Annotated in this window: 22 protein-coding genes; 9 read left to right on the top strand and 13 right to left on the bottom strand. The window is 51.0% G+C overall.

Annotated elements, in window-relative coordinates; all coding sequences use genetic code 11:
* Positions 1-4: 4 nt before the first annotated feature.
* Together gltB and folE2 are read right to left on the bottom strand one after the other, a co-directional pair.
* A complete protein-coding gene (gltB, locus tag ACFO3I_RS07760) occupies positions 5-4471 on the bottom strand; it encodes a glutamate synthase large subunit (RefSeq protein ID WP_377333076.1) in 4467 nt (1488 codons plus the stop codon).
* A gap of 379 nt (positions 4472-4850) precedes the next feature.
* Positions 4851-5777: a GTP cyclohydrolase FolE2 gene (gene folE2, locus ACFO3I_RS07755; RefSeq protein WP_377333074.1), complete on the bottom strand. Its 927-nt coding sequence runs from the start codon at positions 5775-5777 to the stop codon at positions 4851-4853.
* Between the two features lie 313 nt (positions 5778-6090).
* Between folE2 and ACFO3I_RS07750 the strand changes: the two genes are divergently transcribed.
* Positions 6091-8379 carry an ATP-binding protein gene (locus ACFO3I_RS07750; protein WP_377333072.1) on the top strand — a complete coding sequence of 763 codons (2289 nt, stop codon included), beginning with the start codon at positions 6091-6093 and terminating at the stop codon, positions 8377-8379.
* Between the two features lies 1 nt (position 8380).
* On the opposite strand, the gene arcA is transcribed toward ACFO3I_RS07750, so the two are convergent.
* Entirely contained in the window at positions 8381-9088 is a 708-nt protein-coding gene (arcA, locus tag ACFO3I_RS07745) for a two-component system response regulator ArcA (RefSeq protein WP_377333071.1), read from the bottom strand.
* Positions 9089-9258: 170 nt separating this feature from the next.
* Positions 9259-10872, bottom strand: coding sequence for an ATP-binding protein (locus ACFO3I_RS07740; RefSeq protein WP_377333069.1), 1614 nt, complete (start codon positions 10870-10872; stop codon positions 9259-9261).
* A 160-nt stretch (positions 10873-11032) separates the two neighbouring features.
* Here ACFO3I_RS07740 and ACFO3I_RS07735 point away from each other — a divergent pair, with 160 nt between their 5' ends.
* Positions 11033-11401, top strand: coding sequence for a DUF3293 domain-containing protein (locus tag ACFO3I_RS07735; protein WP_377333067.1), 369 nt, complete (start codon positions 11033-11035; stop codon positions 11399-11401).
* Here the strand turns inward: ACFO3I_RS07735 and ACFO3I_RS07730 are convergent, their stop codons facing one another.
* The 3 genes from ACFO3I_RS07730 to trmB are packed head-to-tail and all read right to left on the bottom strand — an operon-like array spanning position 11402 to position 13451.
* A complete protein-coding gene (locus tag ACFO3I_RS07730) occupies positions 11402-11695 on the bottom strand; it encodes a hypothetical protein (protein ID WP_377333065.1) in 294 nt (97 codons plus the stop codon). It lies immediately after the preceding gene.
* Between the two features lie 21 nt (positions 11696-11716).
* On the bottom strand, positions 11717-12721 hold the full coding sequence (locus ACFO3I_RS07725) for a methyltransferase (RefSeq protein WP_377333064.1): 1005 nt from the start codon (positions 12719-12721) through the stop codon (positions 11717-11719).
* A 1-nt stretch (position 12722) separates the two neighbouring features.
* Positions 12723-13451: a tRNA (guanosine(46)-N7)-methyltransferase TrmB gene (gene trmB / locus ACFO3I_RS07720; RefSeq protein ID WP_377333062.1), complete on the bottom strand. Its 729-nt coding sequence runs from the start codon at positions 13449-13451 to the stop codon at positions 12723-12725.
* Between the two features lie 127 nt (positions 13452-13578).
* On the opposite strand from trmB, the gene mutY reads away from it, so the two are divergent.
* From mutY to ACFO3I_RS07685, 7 genes are all read left to right on the top strand, one after another.
* On the top strand, positions 13579-14583 hold the full coding sequence (gene mutY, locus ACFO3I_RS07715; protein ID WP_377333061.1) for an A/G-specific adenine glycosylase: 1005 nt from the start codon (positions 13579-13581) through the stop codon (positions 14581-14583).
* Between the two features lie 61 nt (positions 14584-14644).
* On the top strand, positions 14645-14914 hold the full coding sequence (locus tag ACFO3I_RS07710) for an oxidative damage protection protein (protein WP_377333060.1): 270 nt from the start codon (positions 14645-14647) through the stop codon (positions 14912-14914).
* A gap of 98 nt (positions 14915-15012) precedes the next feature.
* Positions 15013-15945 carry a transcriptional regulator GcvA gene (locus ACFO3I_RS07705; RefSeq protein WP_377333058.1) on the top strand — a complete coding sequence of 311 codons (933 nt, stop codon included), beginning with the start codon at positions 15013-15015 and terminating at the stop codon, positions 15943-15945.
* A 6-nt stretch (positions 15946-15951) separates the two neighbouring features.
* On the top strand, positions 15952-16587 hold the full coding sequence (locus ACFO3I_RS07700; RefSeq protein ID WP_377333057.1) for an alpha/beta family hydrolase: 636 nt from the start codon (positions 15952-15954) through the stop codon (positions 16585-16587).
* On the top strand, positions 16565-16951 hold the full coding sequence (locus tag ACFO3I_RS07695) for a hypothetical protein (protein WP_377333056.1): 387 nt from the start codon (positions 16565-16567) through the stop codon (positions 16949-16951). The genes ACFO3I_RS07700 and ACFO3I_RS07695 overlap by 23 nt, the downstream gene beginning before the upstream one ends.
* A 1-nt stretch (position 16952) precedes the next feature.
* Entirely contained in the window at positions 16953-18023 is a 1071-nt protein-coding gene (gene rlmM, locus ACFO3I_RS07690; protein ID WP_377333055.1) for a 23S rRNA (cytidine(2498)-2'-O)-methyltransferase RlmM, read from the top strand.
* Positions 18007-18624 (top strand): HutD/Ves family protein, encoded by a 618-nt coding sequence (locus ACFO3I_RS07685; protein WP_377333054.1) that lies wholly within the window; start codon positions 18007-18009, stop codon positions 18622-18624. Before rlmM ends, ACFO3I_RS07685 begins: the two co-directional genes overlap by 17 nt.
* Here ACFO3I_RS07685 and ACFO3I_RS07680 read toward each other — a convergent pair.
* From ACFO3I_RS07680 to ppnN, 6 genes are all read right to left on the bottom strand, one after another.
* Positions 18621-19265 carry a glutathione S-transferase family protein gene (locus tag ACFO3I_RS07680; RefSeq protein WP_377333052.1) on the bottom strand — a complete coding sequence of 215 codons (645 nt, stop codon included), beginning with the start codon at positions 19263-19265 and terminating at the stop codon, positions 18621-18623. The genes ACFO3I_RS07685 and ACFO3I_RS07680 overlap by 4 nt on opposite strands.
* Before the next feature lie 182 nt (positions 19266-19447).
* Positions 19448-20455, bottom strand: coding sequence for an isocitrate dehydrogenase (locus tag ACFO3I_RS07675; protein ID WP_377333050.1), 1008 nt, complete (start codon positions 20453-20455; stop codon positions 19448-19450).
* A gap of 123 nt (positions 20456-20578) precedes the next feature.
* Positions 20579-22294 (bottom strand): hypothetical protein, encoded by a 1716-nt coding sequence (locus ACFO3I_RS07670; RefSeq protein ID WP_377333049.1) that lies wholly within the window; start codon positions 22292-22294, stop codon positions 20579-20581.
* Positions 22269-22652: a DUF3192 domain-containing protein gene (locus ACFO3I_RS07665; RefSeq protein WP_377333048.1), complete on the bottom strand. Its 384-nt coding sequence runs from the start codon at positions 22650-22652 to the stop codon at positions 22269-22271. Before ACFO3I_RS07665 ends, ACFO3I_RS07670 begins: the two co-directional genes overlap by 26 nt.
* Positions 22652-23464, bottom strand: coding sequence for a flap endonuclease Xni (gene xni / locus ACFO3I_RS07660; RefSeq protein ID WP_377333047.1), 813 nt, complete (start codon positions 23462-23464; stop codon positions 22652-22654). The genes ACFO3I_RS07665 and xni overlap by 1 nt, the downstream gene beginning before the upstream one ends.
* Before the next feature lies 1 nt (position 23465).
* Positions 23466-24821: a nucleotide 5'-monophosphate nucleosidase PpnN gene (gene ppnN / locus ACFO3I_RS07655; RefSeq protein WP_377333045.1), complete on the bottom strand. Its 1356-nt coding sequence runs from the start codon at positions 24819-24821 to the stop codon at positions 23466-23468.
* Between the last annotated feature and the right edge of the window lie 7 nt (positions 24822-24828).

The raw sequence follows: 24828 nt of genomic DNA, 5'->3' as shown, positions 1-24828 counted from the left end.
CTCCTTACATCGCCTGCACCCGCAACTCGTCAGACGAGCGCGCACGGTGACCCAGCAAGGTGTTTACATCGCTGGTTTTTGGTTTCACCAGCTTGAATTTAGGTAAATAACTACTGAACTCAGTAAGAATGCGGTGGGCTTTCTCACTGCCGGTGGCTTCAACGTGTTGATGCAGCAGACTACGCAGGTGTTCCTGCAAAATCGGCATGCTGACATCCAGCGTTTCCACCAGTTCAGGGTTTACCCTCAGGCACAAATCATCTTGTTCATCTAACAAATAAGCAAAGCCGCCTGTCATACCGGCGCCAAAGTTGACACCGGTCTGACCCAGTACCAACACCACACCACCTGTCATGTATTCACAGCAGTTATCGCCTGTGCCTTCTACCACGGCAATAGCGCCGGAGTTACGCACCGCAAAACGCTCACCAGCGCGGCCTGCTAAATACAAGCGGCCACCTGTGGCGCCGTACAAACAGGTGTTACCGGCAATGGTGGCATCGTCTTTTGAGTAGCTGACGCCTTTAGGTGGGTAAATGGCCAGCTGACCACCTGTCATGCCTTTACCAACGTAATCGTTGGCGTCACCCTGCAAAGATAAATGCAGACCGCCAGCATTCCAGACGCCGAAGCTTTGGCCTGCAGTACCGTTAAACTGCACCTGGATAGGGTCAGTGGCCATGCCTTGGTTGCCATGATGACGGGCAATTAAGCCTGACAAAGTCGCACCGACAGAACGGTCCGTATTGCGAATAGCCAGGTTTAAGCGGCCACCGGTTTTGTACTGCACCATGTCTTTGCAGCGTTCGACCAGTAACTGGTTTAGCGCACCCGGGTCAAATGGCGTATTGTTCTGCACACAGTAGAGCGGTTTGCTTGACTGCACGCCGGACGATTGCAGAATTGGGCTTAAATCCAGTTTCAGCTGTTTCTGCGTCTGGCCCTGGCGCACGGACAATAAATCAGTGCGGCCAATCAGGTCAGTCAGTTGAGACACACCCAGTTCTGCCATCAGCTCACGCACTTCCTGGGATAAGAACTTAAAGTAGTTCATCACCATTTCCGGCAAGCCGTTAAAGTGGTCGCGGCGCAGCGTGGCGTCCTGAGTGGCGACGCCAGTGGCGCAGTTATTTAAGTGGCAAATGCGCAGGAATTTACAGCCTAAAGCAACCATAGGGCCAGTACCAAAACCAAAGCTTTCAGCGCCTAAAATAGCGGCTTTCACCACATCCAGGCCGGTTTTCAGACCACCATCCACCTGCAGACGTACGCGGTCACGCAGACCGTTGTCGACTAACGCCTGGTGCACTTCCGCCAAACCGAGTTCCCACGGCGAGCCGGCGTATTTGACCGACGTCAGCGGGCTGGCACCTGTGCCGCCGTCGTAGCCAGACACTGTAATTAAGTCGGCATAGGCTTTGGCCACCCCGGTGGCAATAGTGCCAACACCAGGTTCAGACACCAGCTTCACTGACACCAAAGCGTCCGGGTTCACCTGTTTTAAATCGAAAATCAGCTGGGCTAAATCTTCAATCGAATAAATATCATGGTGTGGCGGTGGCGAAATCAGCGTGACCCCCGGCACTGAATAGCGCAGACGGGCAATTTCAGCCGTGACTTTTTCACCTGGCAGCTGACCGCCTTCACCTGGCTTGGCGCCTTGCGCCACTTTGATCTGAATAACTTCAGCATTCACCAGATAGTGCGGTGTCACACCAAAACGACCAGAGGCCACCTGTTTGATTTTGCTGTTTTTCTCAGTGCCAAAGCGGCGGGGGTCTTCACCACCTTCACCTGAGTTAGAGCGACCGCCCAAGCGGTTCATCGCAATGGCCAGCGCTTCATGCGCTTCCGGGCTTAAGGCGCCAATAGACATGGCCGCGCTGTCAAAGCGTGGGTACATCTGTTGTTGCGCTTCCACCTGTTCGATGGCAATTGGGCTGGCAGCCGCATAATTGAGCTCAAACAAATCCCGTAAATGCGCCACCGGACGTTGATTCACAAAGTCCGAATAGATTTTGTAATCGGTATATTTACCGGAACGCACGGCTTTTTGCAGGCTTTGCACCACATCCGGGTTATAGGCGTGGTATTCACCGTCGTGCACGTATTTCAGCTGGCCGCCATGGGTCAGTGGCTTACGTTTTAGCCAGGCGCTGTTGGCGCGGTTTTGTAAGTCCTGCTGGAAATCAGTGAAGTCGGCGCCCTGAATGCGTGATGGCATATCCGGGAAGCACAGCTGCATCACGTTTTTATTGATGCCCACAGCTTCAAACAGGTTGGAGCAGCGGTAGCTGGCGACGGTCGAAATACCCATTTTCGACATGATTTTGTACAGACCTTTATTGATACCTTTGCGGTAGTTCAGTACAGCCTGGCGGGCGCTCAGCGCTAAGCTGCCTTTTTCCACCAGCTGTTCAATGGTCTCGTACACCATAAAGGGGTAAATACCTGTTGCGCCTAAACCAACCAGCACCGCAAAGTGGTGCGGGTCACGGGCCGACGCGGTTTCGATAATAATGTTGGAGTCACAACGCAGCTGATTGTCGATCAGCGCATGGTGCACTGCCCCCACGGCCATAGCTGCCGGGATAGGGATTAACCCCTGAGCAATACGGCGGTCAGTCAGGATCACAAGCACAATTTTGTCATCGCGCACCACACGCACCGCTTCATGACAAATACGTCGGGTGGCCTGTTCCAGGCTTTCTTCACTCGGGTCAAAGTTCAGCGAAATAATATGGTGCTTGTAGTATTTCTCATCAGCGGTTTTCAACTGTTTTAAATCGCTGTACATCATCACCGGCGATTCAAACTGAATACGGCGTGCATAACCAGCCGTTTCACTGAACACGTTGTGCTCGCGGCCAATACTGGTGGCCAGCGACATCACGTGCGCTTCCCGCAGCGGATCTATTGGCGGGTTGGTCACCTGAGCAAACTGCTGACGGAAATAGTCATAGAAAGTACGGGTTTTCTGTGACAGCACGGCCATCGGGGTGTCGTCACCCATAGAGCCGACTGCTTCCTGGCCGTCTTTGGCCAGCACGCTGATCACTTGCTCGATTTCTTCATAGCTGTAGTTAAACAGCTTGTGGTACACCAGCATGTCGTCGTCGCTGAATACACGTTTGCCAATCAGGTCGCTGTCAAACTGCTCGTACGGCACCAGGCGCTGCACGTTAGCAGACAACCATTTGCGGTACGGGTGACGGTTCATCAGGTCGGCGTCAATTTCTTCGGAGCGCCAGATTTTGCCTGTTGATGTGTCCACCGCCAGCATCTCGCCCGGGCCAACACGGCCTTTTTCCTGCACTTCATCTGGTGTGTAATCCCAAATGCCGACTTCAGAAGCCAGCGTGATCAGCTTGTCTTTGGTAATAACAAAACGGGCAGGGCGCAAGCCATTGCGGTCCAGGTTACAGGCCACATGCTTACCGTTGGTCATGACAATACCGGCCGGGCCATCCCATGGTTCCATATGCATGGAGTTGAATTCATAGAAGGCTTTGAGGTTGTCGTCCATAACCTTGTTGCCTTGCCAGGCTGGTGGTACCAGCAAACGCATAGCACGGAACAAGTCCATACCGCCGGCCAGCAGCAGTTCCAGCATATTGTCTAACGAGCTGGAATCCGAGCCGCTTTGGCTGACAAAAGGCGCTGCTGTCTGCAAATCGGGCAGCAATGGCGAAGCGAATTTATATTGGCGTGCCCGCGCCCATTGACGGTTACCGGTAATGGTATTGATTTCACCATTGTGGGCCAGGAAACGGAATGGCTGAGCTAAGGCCCAGCGAGGCATGGTATTGGTCGAAAAGCGCTGGTGGAATACGCAAATGGAGGTTTCCATCCGCACATCGGCCAGATCCAGATAAAAACGCGGCAAATCAGCCGGCATCATCAGACCTTTAAATACGGTCACCAACGAAGAAAAGCTTGGGATATAAAAGTCTTTGTCGTCGGTCAGTTGTTTTTCGATACGACGGCGCACCATATAAAGGCGGCGCTCTAAGTCGTGATCGCCCCAGCCTGGCTGGGCGCTGACAAAGACCTGTTTAATTTGTGGCATGGAATCGAGGGCGAGTTCACCTAACACCGATGCATCAACCGGCATCTCACGCCAGCCCACCAGGGTCAGAGTCTCGCGGGTAATTTCCTGCTCAATAATAGCCCGTGCCAGTTCGGCTTTAACCGGATCCTGGCTGAGGAAAATAATACCCACCCCATATTTAGTCCCTAAACTCCAGCCTTTTTCTTCCGCTACAGCGCGGTAAAAGCTGTCGGGCTTTTGCATTAACAGGCCGCAACCATCACCTGTTTTCCCATCCGCTGAAATTCCACCTCTGTGCTGCATCCGGTCTAAGCCGCTGATCGCAGTTCTCACAATACGGTGGCTGGCGACGCCTTCTAAATGGGCGATCAGACCAAAGCCACAGTTCTCTCTCGCCTGACTGTGGTGATACAACGCCATGACCCTTCCTCCAACCTGTCCTAAAAAGTAAATATAAATTTATAAATAGTGAATTATTATTCTTGTAATGGGCGTTTTTATCACTGAAAGAAAACAACATTTATGCTTTCATGCAGTTTGCTGACCTTTGGGCTGCATTTTTATGCCGTTTAGACGTCTATCCATAAAAATGCCTTTTAGATATACCGAGATTCGGCCGAAATTGCAAGACAGATTTGCCGCTTAGCCCAGGCCATTAGACCGTCGAAAAGAACAGCAGTTTTTTGTAATTTAATTACATTAAATCTAGTTTTTTTGGCAGTAAATGCCAGGAGAGATAGAAAAAAGGCCGGTTAGACCGGCCTTTTTTGTAATTGAGAAGATATTTTTTATGCGAAACTTATGCGATGTAACCTGATGCAACACCTTTGACCGTCACAGCCACAGCGTCGTGGGCATGCAGAGATTCATAGTGGTTCACCCGCAGCCAGAAGTCGTCGAATTCAGTCAGGTTATTTAACGCCTGTTTTAAACGGCGGGCTGCATCTTCACAGAACATCAGATTCTGACCGTTTAAGCGGGCAAATTCCTGTTCGTCTGCGCGTTTCACTGCGGCTTGCACCGGCGTCTGTAACGCATCTTCAATGGCATCAATCAGCGCAATCACCGGGAAGTCGATCACTCTTTGATTCAACTTCACTTTGACTTCCGCCACAGAACGCTGACTATGTGGCGTGGCCACAATACCCTGAGTGGTACCCAACCAGTCTTTCACCAGTTCCATACTGACTTCTTTATGGCCGGCGAACTTAGTGACAAAAGCTTCCTGAATTAACTGGCGCGCCAGTGCTGCAGAACAAGGACAGGTTGATGAATAAGGCACATTTACCTTCAGCTCAACCGACAGTTTGCCGTCTTTGCGCTGACCAGTGATAGTGACAGGGTAAGCTTTCCAGCCTTGTTTTTCAGTGATCAGTGCTTTTCTGCGCAGATGCAGGTCAAAGTCAAACTTTACAAAAGCATGGGTGCTCAGCTCTTCATGGCTGCTGATAAAATCGTGCAGCAGCTGGCTTAAGGTCTGAAAACTCAGGCTGGATTCATTGGACAGCTGATCCAGTAGCAGGTAAAGCCGTGACATATGAATGCCTTTGGCCTTTGGATCCTTCAGGTTCACAAAAGCTTCTACTTTACTGCTGACCTGACGCGGTGCTTCGCCGGCAACGGCGAACATCAGGGGCAGTTCAATCTGGCTCATACCAACCCAATCCAGCGTACTTTCGTAACTGGCTGATGCATGGTTGGCTACGTCTGGCATTATGCTCGGCATGAAAACTCCAATGTCCGTTTTTATACAACCCAGTGCAATACGGGCTGCCTTAAAAATTGGCGCACTTTATACCATATTTTTTTCTATGGACCTGTATAAAACTTGTGCGGCCTTGGCTGATTTTTTTCGAATGGCTTAAACGAAAAAAACGAATACCTGAGTGTTTTGCTCAGATATTCGCTAAATTGGGCTGCTGCTGGCTGAATTCAAGTTGTTGCCTGGCACTTTCATGCCGACTGGCCAAATTGATGGCGACAAGCAGAGGTGTTTTTGGCAGACTGACCATGATTTTCTGTAACCCCTGAAGGCTCGCATGCAACACAGTGTTCATCCTGTGATCCGGAAATTTGCCAGTTACCTGAAGCAATGGGGCTGGCTGCAGTGCTTTTTCCTCTGTTTTATCTTATTGCAGGCCGTCACAGGGGTCCTGACTGGTGCTTATAGCCTGCTGTTGTATGAAGTGGTGCTGTGGCCACTGGTGCTTGGCGCTTTGCTGTTTTCGCTGACCTGTTCGCCGGTGTTTATTCTGATCAGTTTTTACCTGGTGCAACATCTGGACGAAGCGCTGTTCTATCTGCAGGACTCGATCCGACAGGAGCGGTTGCTGAACCAGAATATGCAGGAAACCATTCGTCAGCTGAACTTTGAAATTGAAGAGCGGAAAAAGGCGTTTCAGGCAAAACGTCGGGCGGTGGACGAACTGCGCCGGGAAATTGCCTGGCGCCGTAAAACCCAGCAGGAGCTGGAAGAGCAAAGTTTGCTGATGCGTTCTATTGTCGACAGTTCTCCCGATTTGTTCTATTACCGCGACGAGACTGGCCGCATTGTCAGCTGCAATAAGATGTTTGAAGTGCTGATGGGCAAATCGGCCAAAGAACTGATTGGCCATTATCCAGCGGAGTTGTTCGACGCCGACACCATGCCAAGTGCCATTTTAATTGACCAGGAACTGAACGTCAGCCGCACCGCTATGACGCTTGATGTGGAATACCAGGCGCCCGATGGGCGGATGATGTGGTTTGAAATGCGCAAAGTGCCATTTTTCGACAAACAAAGCCGCTATATTGGTTTGCTGGGGTTCGGCCGTGATATTACCTCACGTAAACTGGCTGAGCAGGCACTGGAAAAAGCCTATCAGGACAAAGGCAAGTTTATTGCCACCTTAAGCCATGAACTGCGTACACCGCTGAATGGTATTGTCGGCCTGAGCCGGCGATTGCTGGAAACTCAGCTAAGCAGTGAGCAGCGCAGCTGGAGCAACACTATCTTTAGTAGCGCCGAGACGCTCGGCAATATCTTCAACGACATTATCGACCTGGACAAAATTGACCGGCAGGATCTGGATATTCTGTATCAGAGTGTGCAACTGGGTGATTTTGTCCGGGATATCTGTAATTTCGCCAGCCTGATCTGCCAACAAAAAGGGCTGGAGTTTATAGCGCCGGCCGAGTTCTGTGCCGACTGTTATGTCAAACTGGATCCGACCAGAGTGCGGCAGGTGTTATGGAACCTGCTTAATAATGCGGTGAAGTTTACTGCCAAAGGGCAGGTGCTGCTGGAGCTGGAGTTTAGTGAGCAATCCGGCGATGAGCTGGTGTTCCATGTACGGGATACCGGCATTGGGGTGGCTGAAGCTGAGCAGCAACGTATCTTTGATATGTACTATAAATCCAGCGACGGTCGCAGGCTCAGTATGGTCGGTTCAGGGATCGGCTTGTCGGTATCGCGTTCATTGGTGGAAGCCATGGACGGCAGTATCAGCCTGCAGAGCAAAACCGGTAGCGGCAGTTGTTTTAGCGTGCGGCTACCGACTCAGTTGCTGGCGCCACCGCAGCCTGAAGCCTTGCCCCTGCATCCGGCGCTGACAGTGCTGCTGGTGGAAGATGTGCCGCTGAATGCTGAAATTGCTACCAATCTGCTGGAACAACGCGGCCATCAGGTGGTGCTGGCGGAAACCGGCGAAGATGCCATGGCACTGCTGGAAACCGAAGACGACTTAGATTTAGTACTGCTGGATATGCAGCTGCCAGATATGACAGGGGATGAAATTGCCCGCTACATTCGCTCTGAACCTGACCTCGTCGACCTGCCTGTGGTGGTGCTTAGTGCCAATGTGCGTAAAGCGCAGGAGCAGTTAAATGGCATTCGGGTTGAAGGTTCACTGGCCAAACCTATCAACACCAATAAGCTGGACCAGCTGCTTAATGAGTTATTTGGCACCGGCGCTGGCAACAATACCCAGCTCAAACCCCAGCGTAGTTCGGATATTCTTGATCTGGACACGCTGGATGATTACCTGCAGTCGCTGGGTGTGCAAACCATGCAGCGCAGTGTGCAGCTATTTGCTCAGCTGATGCCCGGTTATATCAATAAGATGATTGAAACTGCAGTGAAACAGCAGGAGCAGGAGTTCCGTGATGCGGCGCATAAACTCAAAGGAGCTGCTTCGTCCGTTGGCTTGTTATGGGTGCAGCAGCAAGCTAAACAGCTTGAGACTGAACAGCCTGTGCAGTGGCAGGGTATGGAAAAACAGCTGGTGGACTTTCACTTAACAATAGAGCGGCACCTGGCCGCTCTGGAAGACTATCTGGAAGCTGTCTGAATTATTTTTCCAGCTTTCCGACAAAACGGTAACCTTCACCGTGAATAGTGCTGATAAGCTCTGGGCAATCCTGCTCTGATTCAAAATGCTTACGGATCCGGCGGATGGTCACATCCACAGTCCGGTCATTCGGACGCAGCTCACGGCCAGTCATATGACGGATCAGTTGTTCACGGGTAAAAATTTTGCCCGGGCTGTCCAGCATCAAACGTAAAGCACGGTATTCACCTTTTGGCAGACGACGTGACTCTCCGGTAGGGGAGGTCAGGTTGCGGCTGTTTTCATCCAGTACCCAACCGTTGAAGCGAACCACACTTTTGTGTTCTTCCGCGACCGGCTGGTTTACCGTCCGGTTTAATAAGTTACGGGCCCGAATAGTCAGTTCACGTGGGTTAAATGGTTTGGTCAGGTAATCGTCTGCACCGATTTCCAGGCCTAAAATGCGATCGACTTCACTGTCCCGGCCGGTCAGGAAGATCAGGCCCAGGTTTTCTTTCTGACGTAATTCACGCGCCAGGATTAAACCGTTTTTGCCCGGCAGGTTAATGTCCATCACGATCAGATCCACTTTCTGCTCTGACAGTTGCTGGTTCATTTCTTCGCCGTTGATTGCTTCCAGCACTTGATAGCCTTCGCCCTGAAACAGGCTTACCAGGTTCAGGCGAGTTACTTCCTCGTCTTCAACGATCAGAATCACAGGAGTCTGCATTGTGCTAAAACCTTATTAATTATATTTAAGTGTTTGAAATTAAATTAAATAATTGGCTGTTTGCCCATGGCAAATGTCTGCGCAATTATATAGATCGGTCCAATTGTTAACAAGTACAATTGTTAACAATTAGCAACACCTTAAAGGCTGAAATTGGAAATACTTTTTTGCTATTTGGGTATAACCGGAAAATCTATGTGGATATCAATGCCTTGGCCCAAGGTACTGTCCAGTTGGATTTTGCCATTCAGCGCCTGAGTAACCAGGTTATAGACCAGATGCATACCTAAACCGCTGCCACCTTCACCTCTTTTGGTGGTGACAAAGGGGTCGAAAATACGTTTTTTAATGTTTTCTGGTACGCCACAGCCATTGTCTTTGTAATGCAGAAAGCAGCGACTGTTGGCCAGCGTCACGCTGACGGATATTTGCCCTTGTTCGGTTTGTTCAAAGGCGTGGATCAGACTGTTCATAATCAGGTTGATTAAGATCTGACTGATTGGGCCTGGTTTGCTTTCAAACTCCAGCTGCTCATCACATTCAATCAACACTTGGTGTTGAGTTTTTTTCAGGTTGGGCCGCAAGGACAGCAGTACTTCGTTCAGTAGCTGCGACATATTAAACATGCGTCTGTTGTCATTCGACTGGTCCACTGCCACTTGTTTAAAGCTGCGGATCAGGTTGGCCGCGCGCTCCAGATTACGGTAAATAATGCCAAGGTTTTCGCTACTGTCCGACAGGAATTTGGCCAGTTGGCTTGACGTTAGTTTTTTATCATCAAAAGCCCGCTGAATTTCCAGCAGTTTGTCCTGCATTAAAGTTGAGGCTGTGACGCCTAAGCCAATAGGTGTATTAACCTCATGGGCGACTCCGGCCACCATCTGGCCCAGGCTGGCCATTTTTTCAGTTTCTACAATTTGATTCTGATACTGATGCAGAGTGGATAAGGTATTCAGTAAGTCCTGGTTGGAGCTTTTCAGTGCCAGAGTGCGCTCACTGATTTTATGTTCCAGATCCTGGTTCAGTTGACGTATTTCAGATTCCGCACCCTGCAGTTTATTAATTTGCTGCTCAGTACGGTCCAGCATGGTGTTGACGGCACGGCCCAGATTATGGAATTCGATAATCTCCATCGCTGGTACCCGCACATGGTAATCCTTGTCTTTCGACACTTTCTGTACCAGTGACAGCAGGCTATAGATCGGCTGGGTAAAGCGGTTTTGCAACCGAATAGCCAGGATAAAGGCACCAATTAATGAGCAAAGGGCAATCAGAATGTCGAACAACACGCGGTTTTGCACATAGTCACTCAGCTCATCCAGGCTGGAGCGCACATAAACATAACCCAAGCGTTTGCCGTCACTTTCAATCGCCTGGCTCAGCTCCATGGCACCTTCGCTTAACAGGGTGTTTTTCAGCTGCTCGACCCGGGAAAACTGAGTTGGATAAGGCCCGATGTCGCGGCGGTTGTAACTGGCAAAAAATGTCAGCTCGCCGTTTTCCTGCTGTTTATAAATATGAATATTGGTCAGGCGAGGCTCGGCCGCGAAGGATGCCAGACGTTTATCTTCAATTTCGGGGTCGTCAATTTCCAGTGAACCTACCGCATTAAAAGCAATAATGGCGGCGTAAGCATGCAGCTGTTCTGACAGGTTTTTCTTTTCTGCTTTGATGTCCTGCAAGGTCGCTATAGTCAAAGAGACACATAAAGTGATGCTGCAAATCAGCATAACCACCCATATCAATGCGCCTTTCATTGATGTTGCTTTTAACGCAGAACTCATTGATCCATCCGCGATTTTCTGTACGTCCTCACCTTATAGTATTGAAGTTACATTCAATTGCAACTGTTCAGCAGCGACAAAAAAATAAAAGCGGTTTATAGTAGTTTCGGTCTGATACAGGAGTGAACACATGGACTAATGGGATCAGTACAAAAGTAGCGTGTTTTTATGCCATCAGCGGCTGGGGCAGGATATAAGTTTTGCCATTATCAGCGCTCAAAATCCCGCAGGTGACCTGCATCATCCTTCACAAAACTTACTTCTCGACAAACATTTCTCTGACTTTCTTGACCAATTAAACCTGCCGTATCGAGCCATTATTGGCTGTTCACCTGACTTATCCTTTCAGGAAAAAAGCTGGGCCGTGTTATGCGAAAAATCCAAAGCTGTGGATTTAGCCATTCGTTTTAAACAAAACGCGATTTATTGGGTCGAGGCAGGCAAGTTGTTTCTGGTGCCGGCATTGCTGCAGCACCAGGAAGAATATTTAGGGGCCTTTTATCCGCGCCAGATAGTGTTGGCTGAGTAATCAGTGGCTTTTTAGCACCGCGAGTATTGGGTCTATTGGCTGGCCCAGCTCGCTTTCCAGCTGCATTTTTTTTAGCTGCAGTAACTGGGCATCGGTGGGATCTTTAGGTTTATGCAGAAACTTTTGAAAATCGCTGGCACAAATGCACAGGACTGCTGGTTTTTCCATGCCAGGTAGCTGGCCCAAACGATACACCATATGAGGGCAGGCCTGAGTGCGACTGGGCGCCTGAATGCATTCAGCAGCCTGAGCCTGGCTAGCGAACAATAAACATAGCGGGGCAATCCAACGCATTATGGCGATCCGTAGTGGTGGTTACTGACAATAATAAACCACAAAACCGTCGCGCCGACCAAGCTCTTTTACCTGTGAAAACAGGCTTTTCAGTTGTTCTGCATAAGGCAGGTGCACATTGGCAACCAAGGTCAGACTGCCACCGGCTTTTAATTGCTGCTTTGCACTTTGGAAAAACAACTCACTGATTTGATAATCGGTTTTTAAGCCAGTGTGAAACGGCGGGTTACTGACAATATGGTCAAAAGGTCCGGCTTTGGCTGGTAAGCCATCAGCACAAAGCACTGTGCCGGCCAGCTGATTGGCCGCCAGAGTGGCTTTGCTCGATTCGACCGCCAGAGTGCTGATGTCGCTGGCCACCAGCTCAATGGCACTGTGATTCTTTTTCAGGTAAGCACCGACAATACCGGCGCCACAGCCGAAATCCAGTACTTTGCCTTTTTGCACATGCCCCAGATGTTCCAGCAGCAACTTAGTACCTAAATCCAGTTTGCCGTGATTAAACACGCCAGGTTTGGAACAAATAGTCAGTTCTGTCGTGCCACTGACCAGAGGAAACTGGAGAAAACCGCTTTGGCTGCCGCTCATTTCGGCCAGATGGTCCAGCTCAAACCACAGGCAATGTTTGGCATTGTCCAGTTTGTAAACTTTGACGCCAATTTTTTCGGCCAGTGCAGGCAGGCTTTTAATGCCGCCTTTATTGTCTCCGACTAAAAAACACTGGCTGTCAGCTTTGACCACAGCTTTCAGTTGCTGTAGCAGAGCAGGTAACTGCTCTTTGCTTTTGGGGTGAAAGATCAGAATTGAATCAAACTGTTCTGTTGGCAGTTCACCCAAAAAGGCTGGCTCAGCACTCAGGCTTTGCCAGTTGTGAGCAACAGCAGCATTGGTGGTAAAACAGCGGGCTTGCAGCCCCAGCGATTTCAGTTCAACGACTAAACGGTCGGCTGGCGGCTCCACCACCAGCACCGAGCCTTTTAAATCAGCGCTGTTGCGTACTACCATCAGGCTGCTGTTATCAAGCATCTTAATTAACCTTCTTAAACATCAGATCCCAGACGCCATGACCTAAGTTCACACCGCGGTTTTCAAATTTGGTCAGTGGACGATGGTCCGGACGCGGTACGTAGTCGTTGCTGGCAGACAGATTCTGGTAGCCTTCGGCTGCACTCATTACTTCCAGCATATGTTCGGCATAGTTTTCCCAGTCAGTCGCCATATGGAAGACGCCACCTGGTTTTAACTTGCGACGCAGCAACTGGACAAATTCAGGCTGCACAATGCGGCGTTTGTGGTGACGTTTTTTATGCCATGGATCCGGGAAAAACAGCTGCACTGTGTCCAGCGTATTGTCGGCTACACTCTGTTCCAGAATTTCAACGGCGTCATGTTCAAACAGACGCAGGTTTTTCACAGCATGAGTTTCGGCTTCCCCCAGACAGGCGCCGACACCAGGTTTGTGCACTTCAATACCGATAAAGTCTTTTTCCGGTGCTTCTTTCGCCATCTGAACCAGCGACTTGCCCATGCCAAAGCCGATTTCCAGCACTAAAGGGGCCTGGCGGCCAAAAATCTGGCTGAAATCATAAGATGTGGCCTGATGTTCCAGACCCATGGTTGGCCAGAACAGGTCCAGACTACGTTGCTGGCCTTTGGTCAGGCGGCCTTCTCGCAGCACAAAGCTTCTGATTTTACGCAGGAATTTTTCTTCCTGTGGTTGTTCAGGCTGATCGGTTGGGTGCTGCTGCTCGCTCATCAAAGACTCTCCGCTATAAATTGGCCGCGTATTATCCTTATTCTGTGCAGTCAGCTCAACTAATACGAGGTGCCAAAGCTGCATTCGATGCTAGAATGGCGGCGTTTTTCCAGATGGGTAGCTTAGCGTGTCGTTGTTTTTACAGTCTCCTTCATTGTTTTCTGAAACGATCATCCAGTGGCAAGCCAGTCAGGGCCGCCATAGCTTGCCCTGGCAGCAAAACCCCAGCCCTTACCGGGTGCTGGTCAGCGAAATGATGTTGCAGCAAACCCAGGTTAGCACCGTGATCCCTTATTTCGAGCGTTGGATGGCGGCATTTCCAGACGTGGCTGATTTAGCTCAGGCAGAGACGGATCAGGTGATGGCCTTATGGCAGGGGTTGGGCTATTACGCCCGGGCGCGCAATCTGCATAAAGCAGCGAAAACCATTGCCGGGCTTGGCGATTTCCCATTTGAGCTGGCGGATTTGCTGGCTATTCCTGGTATTGGCCGCTACACCGCAGGTGCAATTCGCTCTTTTGCTTACGATAGCTGGGGGCCTATTGTGGACGGCAATGTGCGGCGCTTATTCTGCCGGCTTTTTGCCATCGAAGGCGTGCCCACAAGCTCGGCCGTCGATAAAAAACTCTGGACGCTGGCAGAACAGCTGACGCCTTTGAAACAGAACCGCAGTTTTGCTCAGGCCTTGTTGGATCTGGGCGCAACCATCTGTAAACCCCGTCAGCCGTTGTGTGAGCGTTGTCCGTTGCAGGCCGACTGCCTGGCTTATCAGCAAAATCGGGTTGCTGAATTACCAACAGCCAAACCAAAAAAACAAACGCCGGTCAAACAGGGGCATTTTCTCTGGGTGCAGCAACAAGGGTTGTTATTGCTGGAAAAGCGGCCTTCAACCGGTATTTGGGCTGATCTCTGGGCTTTGCCCCAGGTAGAGACTGAGCCGAAGGCGGTGCTGCAGGGCGAATTTAACCATGTGTTTTCGCACTACAAACTGCAGGCAAAAGTCTGGCAACTGGAAGTGGCTGAGACCAAACCAGAGCAAAGCTGGTACAGCAGAAAACAACTGGAAAGCGTTGGTTTGCCTGCGCCAATCCGCAGCTGGATAAAAGCCCGGTTGCAGGACGAAACGGATTAATGCTTGGGGCTTAACCCGCACTGGTTTAAACTAGCGCAAATTTTTTACTGTGAGGTGCAGCATGTCACGTCAGGTTAATTGTGTTTATTTAAAGAAAGAAGCGCCAGGGCTGGATTTTCAGCTGTATCCGGGTGAGCTTGGCAAAAAGATTTTTGATTCCATCAGCAAAGAAGCCTGGGCCTTATGGCAAGCCAAGCAAGTGATGCTGATTAACGAGAAAAAGCTGAATATGATGAATCTGGAGCACCGCAAACTGCTGGAAGACGCCATGCAGCAGTTTTTATTCGAAGGTGCCGATGTGCATATCGAAGGTTACGTACCAAAAGCATAACGACGTCCTCCCTCAAACAGAGCTGGTGAAGCCCATCAGCTCTGGCTTATACTGCTTTTACATTAAAAAAACTTATTAAAATCTTCAGGACTCCAGCCATGGCAAGGCGTTTACCTCCTCTGAATGCGCTAAAAGCTTTTGAAACCGCAGCACGGCATTTGAGTTTTACCAAAGCCGCTGAGGAAATGTTTGTCACCCAGGCGGCGATTAGCCATCAGATCAAAGCGCTGGAAGACCATCTGGGCCTGAAGCTGTTTATGCGGAAAAACCGGTCTTTGTTACTGACCGAAGAAGGCCAGAGCTTTTTTCTTGATATTAAAGAGATTTTTTCTCAGCTGCATGAAGCAACTGAGAAGCTGCTGGCGCGTGGTGCTAAGGGCTCGCTGACCGTCAGCCTGCAGCCGAGTTTTGCCATTCAGTGGCTGGTGCCGCGTTTGAGTAAATTCAGTGAAGCCCACAGTGACATTGATGTGCGGATCAAAGCGGTGGATTCAGACGAAGGGTCCTTGACCGATGACGTGGACGTGGCCATTTATTATGGCCGAGGCAGCTGGCGTGGCTTGCATGCGGATAAGCTGCATACCGAATACTTATTGCCGGTCTGTTCACCTTTATTGCTGACCAGCGGCAAACCGCTGAAAGATGTACAGGATCTGAAGTTTCATACCCTGTTGCACGATGGGTCGCGCCAGGCCTGGAAAGACTGGTTTGTCGGGCAAGGCATTAAAAACTTTAATGTGAACCAGGGGCCTATTTTTTCGCATACCGCTATGGTATTGCAGGCGGCTATTCATGGTCAGGGCGTGGCATTGGCGCACAACGTGATGGCAAGGCCAGATATAAATTCAGGACGGCTGATCGTGCCTTTTAACCATGTATTGCTGAGCAAAGACTCGCATTACCTGGTGTGCCGGGAAAGCCAGGTTGAGCTTGGAAAAATAGTGGCGTTTCGCCAATGGATAGCCCGGCAAGTGGAGTTGGATCAGCAGGATTTTGCTGAGCACTATTTTAATAACAGCACGCCAGATTAATCCGCGATGGCTGAATTACTAAAAGCGGCGGTTTCTGCCAAAGCCCGTATGTTGCTCTGTCACGGCGCCGGTGCGCCAGTGCAGTCTGAGTTTTGTCAGCAGCTTGCAAGCCATCTGGCAGCGCAGGGCATTGACGTATGGGGCTTTAACTTTGCCTATATGCAGCAGTGTCTGGCCGGACAGCGGCGGCCACCGCCAAAAATGCCGGTATTAATTGCGCAGCTGCAAGAAGAGCTCTTTGGGATGGCGACAGATTTGCCGCTAATACTGGCTGGAAAATCCATGGGCGCGCGCGTCGTCACTATGCTCTGTGCTGGTATTGCCGGTGAGGTGCCCGCTGCTGTGAAAGCAGTGTGCTGTTATGGCTACCCCTTTCATCCGCCGAAAAAAGACAGCTGGCGAACCGGGCATTTCGACACATTGCGACGGCCGGTCCTAGTGATGCAGGGCGAGCGTGACCCTTTTGGCACTGCTGCAGAGCTCTGCTCGTTAAGTTGGCCTGAAGTAGAAGTGAACTGGCTTCGCAGCGCAGACCATGATTTTAAACCGCTGAAGTCCAGTGGCCTGACTCAGCAGCAACTGCTGCAACAGGCGGCAGAGCGGACCGGGAGATTTATTGATGACGTTATTCTGGAAACTTAACACCAGCCTGGCGGCTTTGTATGGCGCTGTCTGTGTCGGTGGTGCAGCGGCGCTGATGCATCTGTGGCAGTCCAGCCTGACCGGCAGTCAACTGGCGGTGCTGCTCAGCGCGGGCTTTATTCTTACCTTACATTGCCTGGCTTTATTGGTGCTGGGTGCTGCCGAAAACCTGCAACAAAAAAGCCCTTGGTTAAGCCGGCTGGTTGCGCTGGCGTTTCACCTGGGCAGTTGTGGGTTTGTTGTTACTTTAGTGGGCGGGGTGTTTGGCTGGAGCCTGCATTTTGGCCAGCTGGCACCTTTGTCCGGACAATTATTAATTATCAGCTGGCTGTTGCTGGCGTTAAGCCCCTGGATCAGGAAATAACATGAGACAACTTTTACTCTATTGCCGTGCTGGTTTTGAAAAAGAATGTGCGGCGGAAATCCAGGACAAAGCGGGTCAGCAAGGTGTGGCCGGGTTTTGCAAACTAAGCAATAACAGCGCTTTTGTGATTTTTGAAGCCTACGACAGCGAAAGCCTGGCCAGCTTTTACCGTGACTATGACTTCGACAAGCTGATCTTCGCCCGCCAGTGGTGTTTATTGGTGGACGAAAAGCTGGAACTGGACCCGGCAGACCGGGTCTCTGCCGTAGTACAGGCCGCCTTGGGAGCCGAGCTGCGCAACCTGGGCGAGCTGCGGGTGGAATACCCGGAAACCAATGATGGTAAAACGCTGTCGACTCTGGCCCGCAAATTCACAGTGCCACTGCGTCAGGCACTGCGTCAGTGCGGCGTGTTGCTGAAAAAAGAAAACCAGCGTGCGCCTGTGCTGCATTTGTTTATGTTATCCGGCAAAGAGGCTTATTTGGGCCTGTCTTACCCGGAAAATAACAGCCCGCTGGAAAATGGCATTATGCGGCTGAAGTTTCCGTCTGAAGCGCCAAGTCGCAGCACGCTGAAACTGGAAGAAGCCTTTATTCAGTTTATTCCGAAAGATGAATGGGAAACCCGCCTGGCGTCTGGCATGAATGCGGTGGATTTAGGCGCATGCCCCGGTGGCTGGACCTATCAGCTGGTGAAACGCAGCATGATGGTGGTTGCCATCGACAACGGCATGATGGCCGACAGTTTAATGGACACAGGCCAGGTGAAGCATTATCAGGTCGATGGATTTAAATACACGCCGGACAAGAAAAACGTGTATTGGCTGGTGTGTGACATGATTGAAAAGCCACAACGGGTTGGTGATTTGGTCTGTGACTGGCTGATCAACGGCTGGTGTCAGGAAAGTATTTTTAACCTGAAACTGCCAATGAAAAAACGCTACGAAACTGTGGCTGAAGTGCTGGAGGCTATGCAGCAAAAACTGAAAGAAGCTGGGCTTCGGGTCCGTTTCCAGGCCAAGCATTTGTACCATGACAGGGAAGAGGTCACTGTACATGTCTGTAAAGCCTGATGCGGGTCCTTTCCGATTGATTAGGCCGGAACAATGGCTGACTCAACCCTGGCAAAATGGCGGTGGTATTACCCATCAGCTGCTGCGTCAGGATGATGAGCACGGCCTGTTGTGGCGCTTGTCTATTGCTGAAGTGGCAAGTGACGGGCCGTTCTCCCATTTTCCTGGTATTGACCGCATTATTTTGTTGTTGCAAGGCGCAGGTTTTTTCCTGCAGCTGCCTGCTGAGCAGGTCGAGCTGATCAGCCCCTATCAGCCCTTTGCATTTGCCGGTGAAACGCCGGTGCACTGCGGGCTGATAGATGGTGCCATTCGCGACTTTAATCTGATGAGCCGGCGCGGCGCTGTGCGGGCCAGTCTGGAGGTGCACTCCTTGCCTTACCTTATGGAGCCCGGCGACGACCTGGTTTGCCTTGGGGTTTTTCTGGCGCAGGGAACTGCACTACTGACGATGGCAACAAAGCAGCTTGAACTCAAAACGCTGGATTTAGGCTGGCAGCAACAGCCGGTGCAGACGCTTAACCTGACCGGCAGTGTGGATGCTGTGGTCTTTGTGATCCGTATCCACTCAAGCAGCAAACCGCTTGAGCCTGTCAGTTAAACGAACGGCGGTTGGATGTTTTCTTTGGCATAGACCTTTTGCACCGCAGGGCGTGCCAGCATACGTTGCAGCCACAATGCAAGAAATGGGAAATCCCGGGCTTTTTTGCCTGAGAAATTGCGGGTCCAGCGGCATAACATCATGGCGTAAATATCCAGCAGCGAGAATTCATCGCCCAAAAACCAATGGCCACAGTGACTGGCAACTTGCTGTTCCATTTGCTCCAGCAGGCTCAGCACTTTGGCTTGGGCATGGGCTTTCACATCGGCCGCGTTTTGTTCGCCTTCGACCCAACGTTCCGGATAAAAATACACAATGAGCGCACTTTGTAAGGTGGCTGATAACCAGAACAGCCATTTATAGGCCTCACCACGCTGGGCGCTGCCTGGCGCGGGCATTAAGGCTTTATCCGCATGTTTATCACATAAGTGCAGGCAGATAGCCGCGGTTTCAAATAACACCAGCTCGCCGTCCACTAAAGTCGGAATTAAGCCGTTGGGGTTCAGCTTCAGGTAGTCTGCCGATTTATGCGACGCTGTGGCGGTGTCTGTCAGCACCAGTTCGTACTCTGCCTGTAATTCTTCCAGCAGAATATGCGGTGCCATGCTGGCGGTTGAAGGCGAAAAATAGAGCTGGTACATCCAAAAGTTCCTTATCCAGAGTGAGGTGACTGACAACAGGGTGAGGCACTGCAACGCAGGCCCGGCTTATGCTAAACCATGCCTGAGCTTAGCGCGATGCAGAGGCTGAACTGCTTTAACGCTGTGGCAGAAACACTGAGTTTCAGTGATAAAAAAAGCCGCTTTTCAGCGGCTTCTTTCAATTACAGGCGTTCCAGCACTGCGGCAGTAAAGTCCGTGGTGCCATGGGTACCGCCCAAATCGCGGGTAGTGCGGTCGCCCGTCGCAATCACATCTTTGACTGCAGCGAGAATTTTTTCGGCTTTGTCTTTCATGCCCAGGTATTCCAGCATCTGAATAGAGGCCAGGATCACTGAGCTTGGGTTGGCCAGGTTTTTACCGGCGATATCCGGTGCACTGCCGTGTACCGCTTCAAAGACGGCACAGTCTTTGCCGATGTTGGCACCTGGCGCCATACCTAAACCACCGACTAAACCGGCGCAGAGATCAGACAGAATGTCACCAAACAGGTTGGTGGTGACAATGACGTCAAACTGCTGCGGGTTCATCACCAGCTGCATACAGGCGTTATCAACGATCATTTCGCCAAATTCGATATCCGGGTAACGGGCAGCCACTTCGCGGGCCGTTTTCAGGAATAAGCCAGAAGTTGATTTCAGGATGTTGGCTTTATGCACTGCAGTGACTTTTTTGCGCTTTTCGCGGCGGGCCGTTTCAAAGGCAAACTCAACAATCTGCTCTGAGCCTTTTTTCGTCACTATGCTCATGGCTTCGGCCACTGTGCCTTCTTCTTTCACGACTTGGCCAGCACCTGAATACATACCTTCGGTGTTTTCACGGATAGTGATGATGTCGATGTTTTCGTAACGGGCTTTGGTGCCTTTAAACGAAATCACCGGACGTACGTTGGAGTACAGGTTGAATTTCTTGCGTAACGTCACGTTGATAGACGTAAAACCTTCACCAACTGGCGTGGTCAGCGGGCCTTTTAAGGTGATTTTATTACGTGCAATCGCATCCAGCGTAGCTTGTGGTAATAACTCGCCGGTTTTTTCCAGCGCAGTTAAGCCAGCATCTACATACTCGTAGCTGAAGTTACAACCTACTTTATCCAGAACCTGAATAGCAGCTTCGACAATGCTTGGACCAATGCCATCACCTTTGATGACGGTAATAGTTTGAGAACTCATAATAATCCTTACGTAGACCGGTTGATGCCGACACCTTTATAGCTTGAAGTAGTGGGGTTACCCAGGGTGGCGGCCAGGAAAAAAACGGCGCGAATATAGCATTTTTGGTGGTTAGTTTCCACTTTATGCGGTTATTTGCCGGGAAATCTGCGGGTTTTGTCGGCTTTCGTTGCCCAATGCCGAAATTAAATTACAAAGTGGTGACAGTTCGGTACAGGGTTGCACCGATACCAGCAGCTGTTGCTGGTACTCGGCGGCGGCAGACAGTGGTTTTTTACTGGTTTGCTGCAAAAAACGCAGACTTTGCTCCAGCTGCTCTGCCTGGTCCTGCGCCACTGAAAACAGGCTGAGTGTCAGCTCCAAAGCCGCTGCCAGCAGCAACGCCTGGGCTGAAATTTGTGCTTGCTGCGGCAACGCCCGGTATTGCTTGGCGGCGACAGTCCAGTCTGGCGGGCATTGCAAATGGCTCAGCACTTTACACAGCAGTTGCTGATACTGGGGCTGCTTCCAGAGCTGTTGCTTCAGATACAGCTCCAGATATCCGCGCCCCTGAGCGCTGACCAGCGGATAGAGCCGCGCATCATTTTGCTGCCATAAAGGCCAGCAACAACACCAGGCCAGAGTGCTGGCGGTAAAGCTGTTCAGACCCAACAAGTCCAGGCTGTTGTCTAACAACAGCAGCGCCTGTTGCAGGGCCTGGCGGAATTGCAGCAACTGCTGGTGCCAGGGGTGAGCCTGCAGCAGGCAGTGCTGTGCCAGCCAGCTTTGCTGTAAGACGGCGGGTAAATTGTGCTGGCCTATCAGCGCTATGGCGTGTTTTTCTGAGTCGAGCTCCAGCTGTTGACGACTCAGGACCGAGGCCTGCTGTTTAACCAGTTCAGAGAGTTCAGGTTGTTGTTGCAGCATTTTGCTTTGCTGGCTGACCGTTTGCGCGCTGGCCAGTTGTTGCAGCCAGTGCAGATTGGGCAATTTATCTGGCGTAGCCAGTTGCACTTCGCTTTCTTGCCAGAAGCTGCAGTAGGCCCAGTCATTGAAAGTGCGGGGTTGCAGCAGTGTCAGCCCATATTCTGGCAACTCAGTGATCGCAGAAAAGACTTTGTGTTGTTTATCAAAACACACCAGCCGCAGCATACCCTGTTGGGCAACCGGGTCTATCAGCATCAGTAATTGCTGCTCTTCGTCCTGTACAAAACGGCCGGTTAGCCAGAGTGGGTCCTGGCTTATCGCCTGCCATAACACGAATTCGGCTTGGTCCGCCTGCGGTAAAAAAAGCGCTGAAATTTGCTCAAGCCCGGGAAAACGGCCAGAGCCTGGCAGCATCAGTCGGGCCACCTGCCAGCAAAAGCTGACCATCAGCGACGTGCTGCTGCTTTGCCAGTAAGGCCGGTTTTTCGCTTTATGATCGCAAAGCTTAAACACCGCGGCCAGATTCAGCGCTTTGCAAAGTTCAGGGAAGGTTTTCAGGCTAAGCAAGGCAGGGTAGCGCTGCTGTGCTGCACTGAACTCAGCCGAGCTGTCGGCCAGTGCCAGCGGTTGCACCAATACAGCCTGCAACATCAGCAGGCACCAGTTATCCGGCAACTTCAGCTGACGTTGCAACAGGCACAGCAGGGCGCTTTGTTTTAATGCGGCGAGTGCCAGCAGCGGCTGCTCTTTTGGTGTCAAGGATAACTGGCTCAGCAGTAAAGCAGGGTGGGTCTGGCTCAGTGCCAATAAGGCAGCAGACAGTTGCTGCACCTGACTGGCGCTCACTTCAGCTGACGCATACAGCTGTCCGGCTTGTTGATAGAGCCCGGCCAGCAGATGCACGGCTTTATCTGAGCTGGTTGTATTGTTCAATTGCGTTTTCGCCTATTGCGATCAGTTGATTGTTCTTAAACAACAAGGCTGTGCATTCATCTCTTGTGGTGATGCCATCGCTTTTGGTTCTGTGGGTCCGGTAATACATCATCTGATAAATCTGCTCTGACACCACGATGGCTTCGGTAATATCTGGCCCGCCTAAGGAGGAAATCACTTCAGTCCGGCTCAAAGGCTGTTTCAGATCCATTTTATAGATCAGCTTGGTATTAAAGGCTTCTCTGTCCTGCCAGTCCATTTGATCCGGATCATCGTTGTAGAACAACAACACTAAAATTGTCAGTGCCAGATACAGCAAGACGCCGCTTCCGAGCAGTAACCAGACCTTTTTACTCATCAATCAGACCTTTGTGGCGAATAACGGAATTGTTGCAGGTTCAGCCCCAGCTGCAAATCTGTCTTCAGACTGAGGATCTGCATAAAGACCAGCAAGTCCGCTTTGGCTGCTTTGATCTTCTGTGCCAGCTTTTCCGGGCAATCCGGATGGGACAAGGCCGTTTTTATATCCGGCCCCAGCTGCAACAATTCCATGGCTGTTTTCGGGCCTATCCCGGCAACTCCACTAATGTTATTCGTTTTGTCTCCGACCAGACTCCAATATCGGACTAACTGCTCCGGCAATACGCCAAATTTCTGCAGCACTGTGTCAGCACTGTGTTGCACCCTGTTGAAATGATCATACAGCTGTACACCGGCAGGCAGCAGTTGCAGATAGCCTTTGTCGGTAGAGACGATGGTCGCCTGTTGCTGATGCTGGCGCATCTGCATGGCAAGGCTGGCGATGATGTCGTCGGCTTCTTGCTCTGGCAGCTGAACCGAATTAAAACCTGCGTCCGCCAGCCGCTGCAGTAAAGCTGGCAATGCCAGTTGTAAATGTTCCGGCATTGGATGCCGGTCGGCTTTGTATTGCGGGTATAACTGGGCGCGCCAGTTCAGATGAGGCTGCTCAAACACCAGGGTCAGGTGGCTGGGCTCAAATTGACGCACCAGTTTTTTCAGCACCAACAGCACCTGTTCGCTGGTATTAAACAGCAGTTGTTCGCCTGTTGCCGTGGAGTAGGGGCTGGCTGAATTAACGAAAGGCCGTTCCTGGGCAGCGTAAAGGCGCCGCACCAGGTTCAGGCCATCAATTAATAACAAATGTGCCATGTTACTGCAGAATTTGATAACAAGGCTCGTACTTACTGCCTGGTAATTTCATCCGGCCTTGTTCGACAAAGGCCTGCAACAGCTTGTCCATCAGCGCCATCAGTTTCGGCTCGCCTGATAACTGAAATGGCCCGTGCTGACGAATGGCGCGTAAACCTTCATCTTTGACATTACCGGCCACTATGCCGGAAAAGGCCCGGCGCAGGTTAGCAGCAAGACGGGCTTTATCCTGCTCCAGATGCAGGTCCAGTGACGCCATATTCTGATGGGTCGGAGCAAAAGGATGCTGGAAATCCGGGTCTATGTGCAGGGTCCAGTTAAAGTGGTAGGCATCCCCTGTGGCTTTGCGATACTGCCGGACTTGTGTGCAACCTTGTTTGAGCTTCTGCGCCACAGCGACCGGATCATCAATAACTATTTCAATCAGACTCAGGGCTTCTTTGCCTAAGGTCTGTTCAATAAAGCTGGCCAGTTCAGCAAAATAAGCAGCGCTGCGCTGTGGTCCTGTCAGGATCACCGGCAGACGCTGATCTTTATTTTTCTCATGCAGCATAATGCCGAGCAAGTACAGGAGCTCTTCTGCGGTACCAGCACCGCCCGGGAAAATAATGATGCCGTGCGCCACCCGGATAAAAGCTTCCAGCCGTTTTTCAATGTCTGGCAGGATCACCAGCTCGTTCACTATAGGGTTAGGTGGTTCAGCGGCAATAATGCTGGGTTCGGTCAGCCCCAGGTAACGGCCTTGGGTATTGCGCTGTTTGGCGTGGCCAATGGTGGCGCCTTTCATTGGGCCTTTCATCGCACCAGGGCCGCAGCCGGTGCAGATATCCAGACCACGTAACCCGAGCTGATAGCCGACTTCTTTAGTGTATTTGTATTCGGTTTCATTGATCGAATGACCACCCCAACAGACAATCATGCTGGGTTCGATGCTGGCGTCTATCACCCGGGCATTACGCAGAATATCGTAAACAGAATGGGTGATATGGTCGGTATTGCATAAATCCAGCCGGTTCGCATGAGTCAGCTGGGTATGGTAAAACAGAATATCCCGCAGCACCGCAAACAGGTGCTCGTGAATACCCCGGATAATCTGGCCATCAACAAAAGCCGATTCCGGTGGATTAAATAATTCGATCTTGATACCGCGTTCGCGGGCCACCAGGTTGACATCAAAGTCTTTAAACTGGTCATAAATTTCAGCAGAGCTGTCGGTGTGACTACCGACGTTTAACACCGCCAGGCAGCAATTACGGAACAACTGAAAGGCATCTGCGCTGGTATTGGATTTCAGCCGGTCAACTTCCAGTTGGGATAATAACGACATGGCCCCCAAGGGGTTTAACTGTACGTGCATAAATGAC

The sequence above is a fragment of the Rheinheimera marina genome (genome assembly GCF_042654345.1).
GTDB classification, from domain to species: Bacteria; Pseudomonadota; Gammaproteobacteria; order Enterobacterales; family Alteromonadaceae; genus Pararheinheimera; species Pararheinheimera marina.
This window is presented reverse-complemented; position numbering and strand designations above follow the sequence as displayed.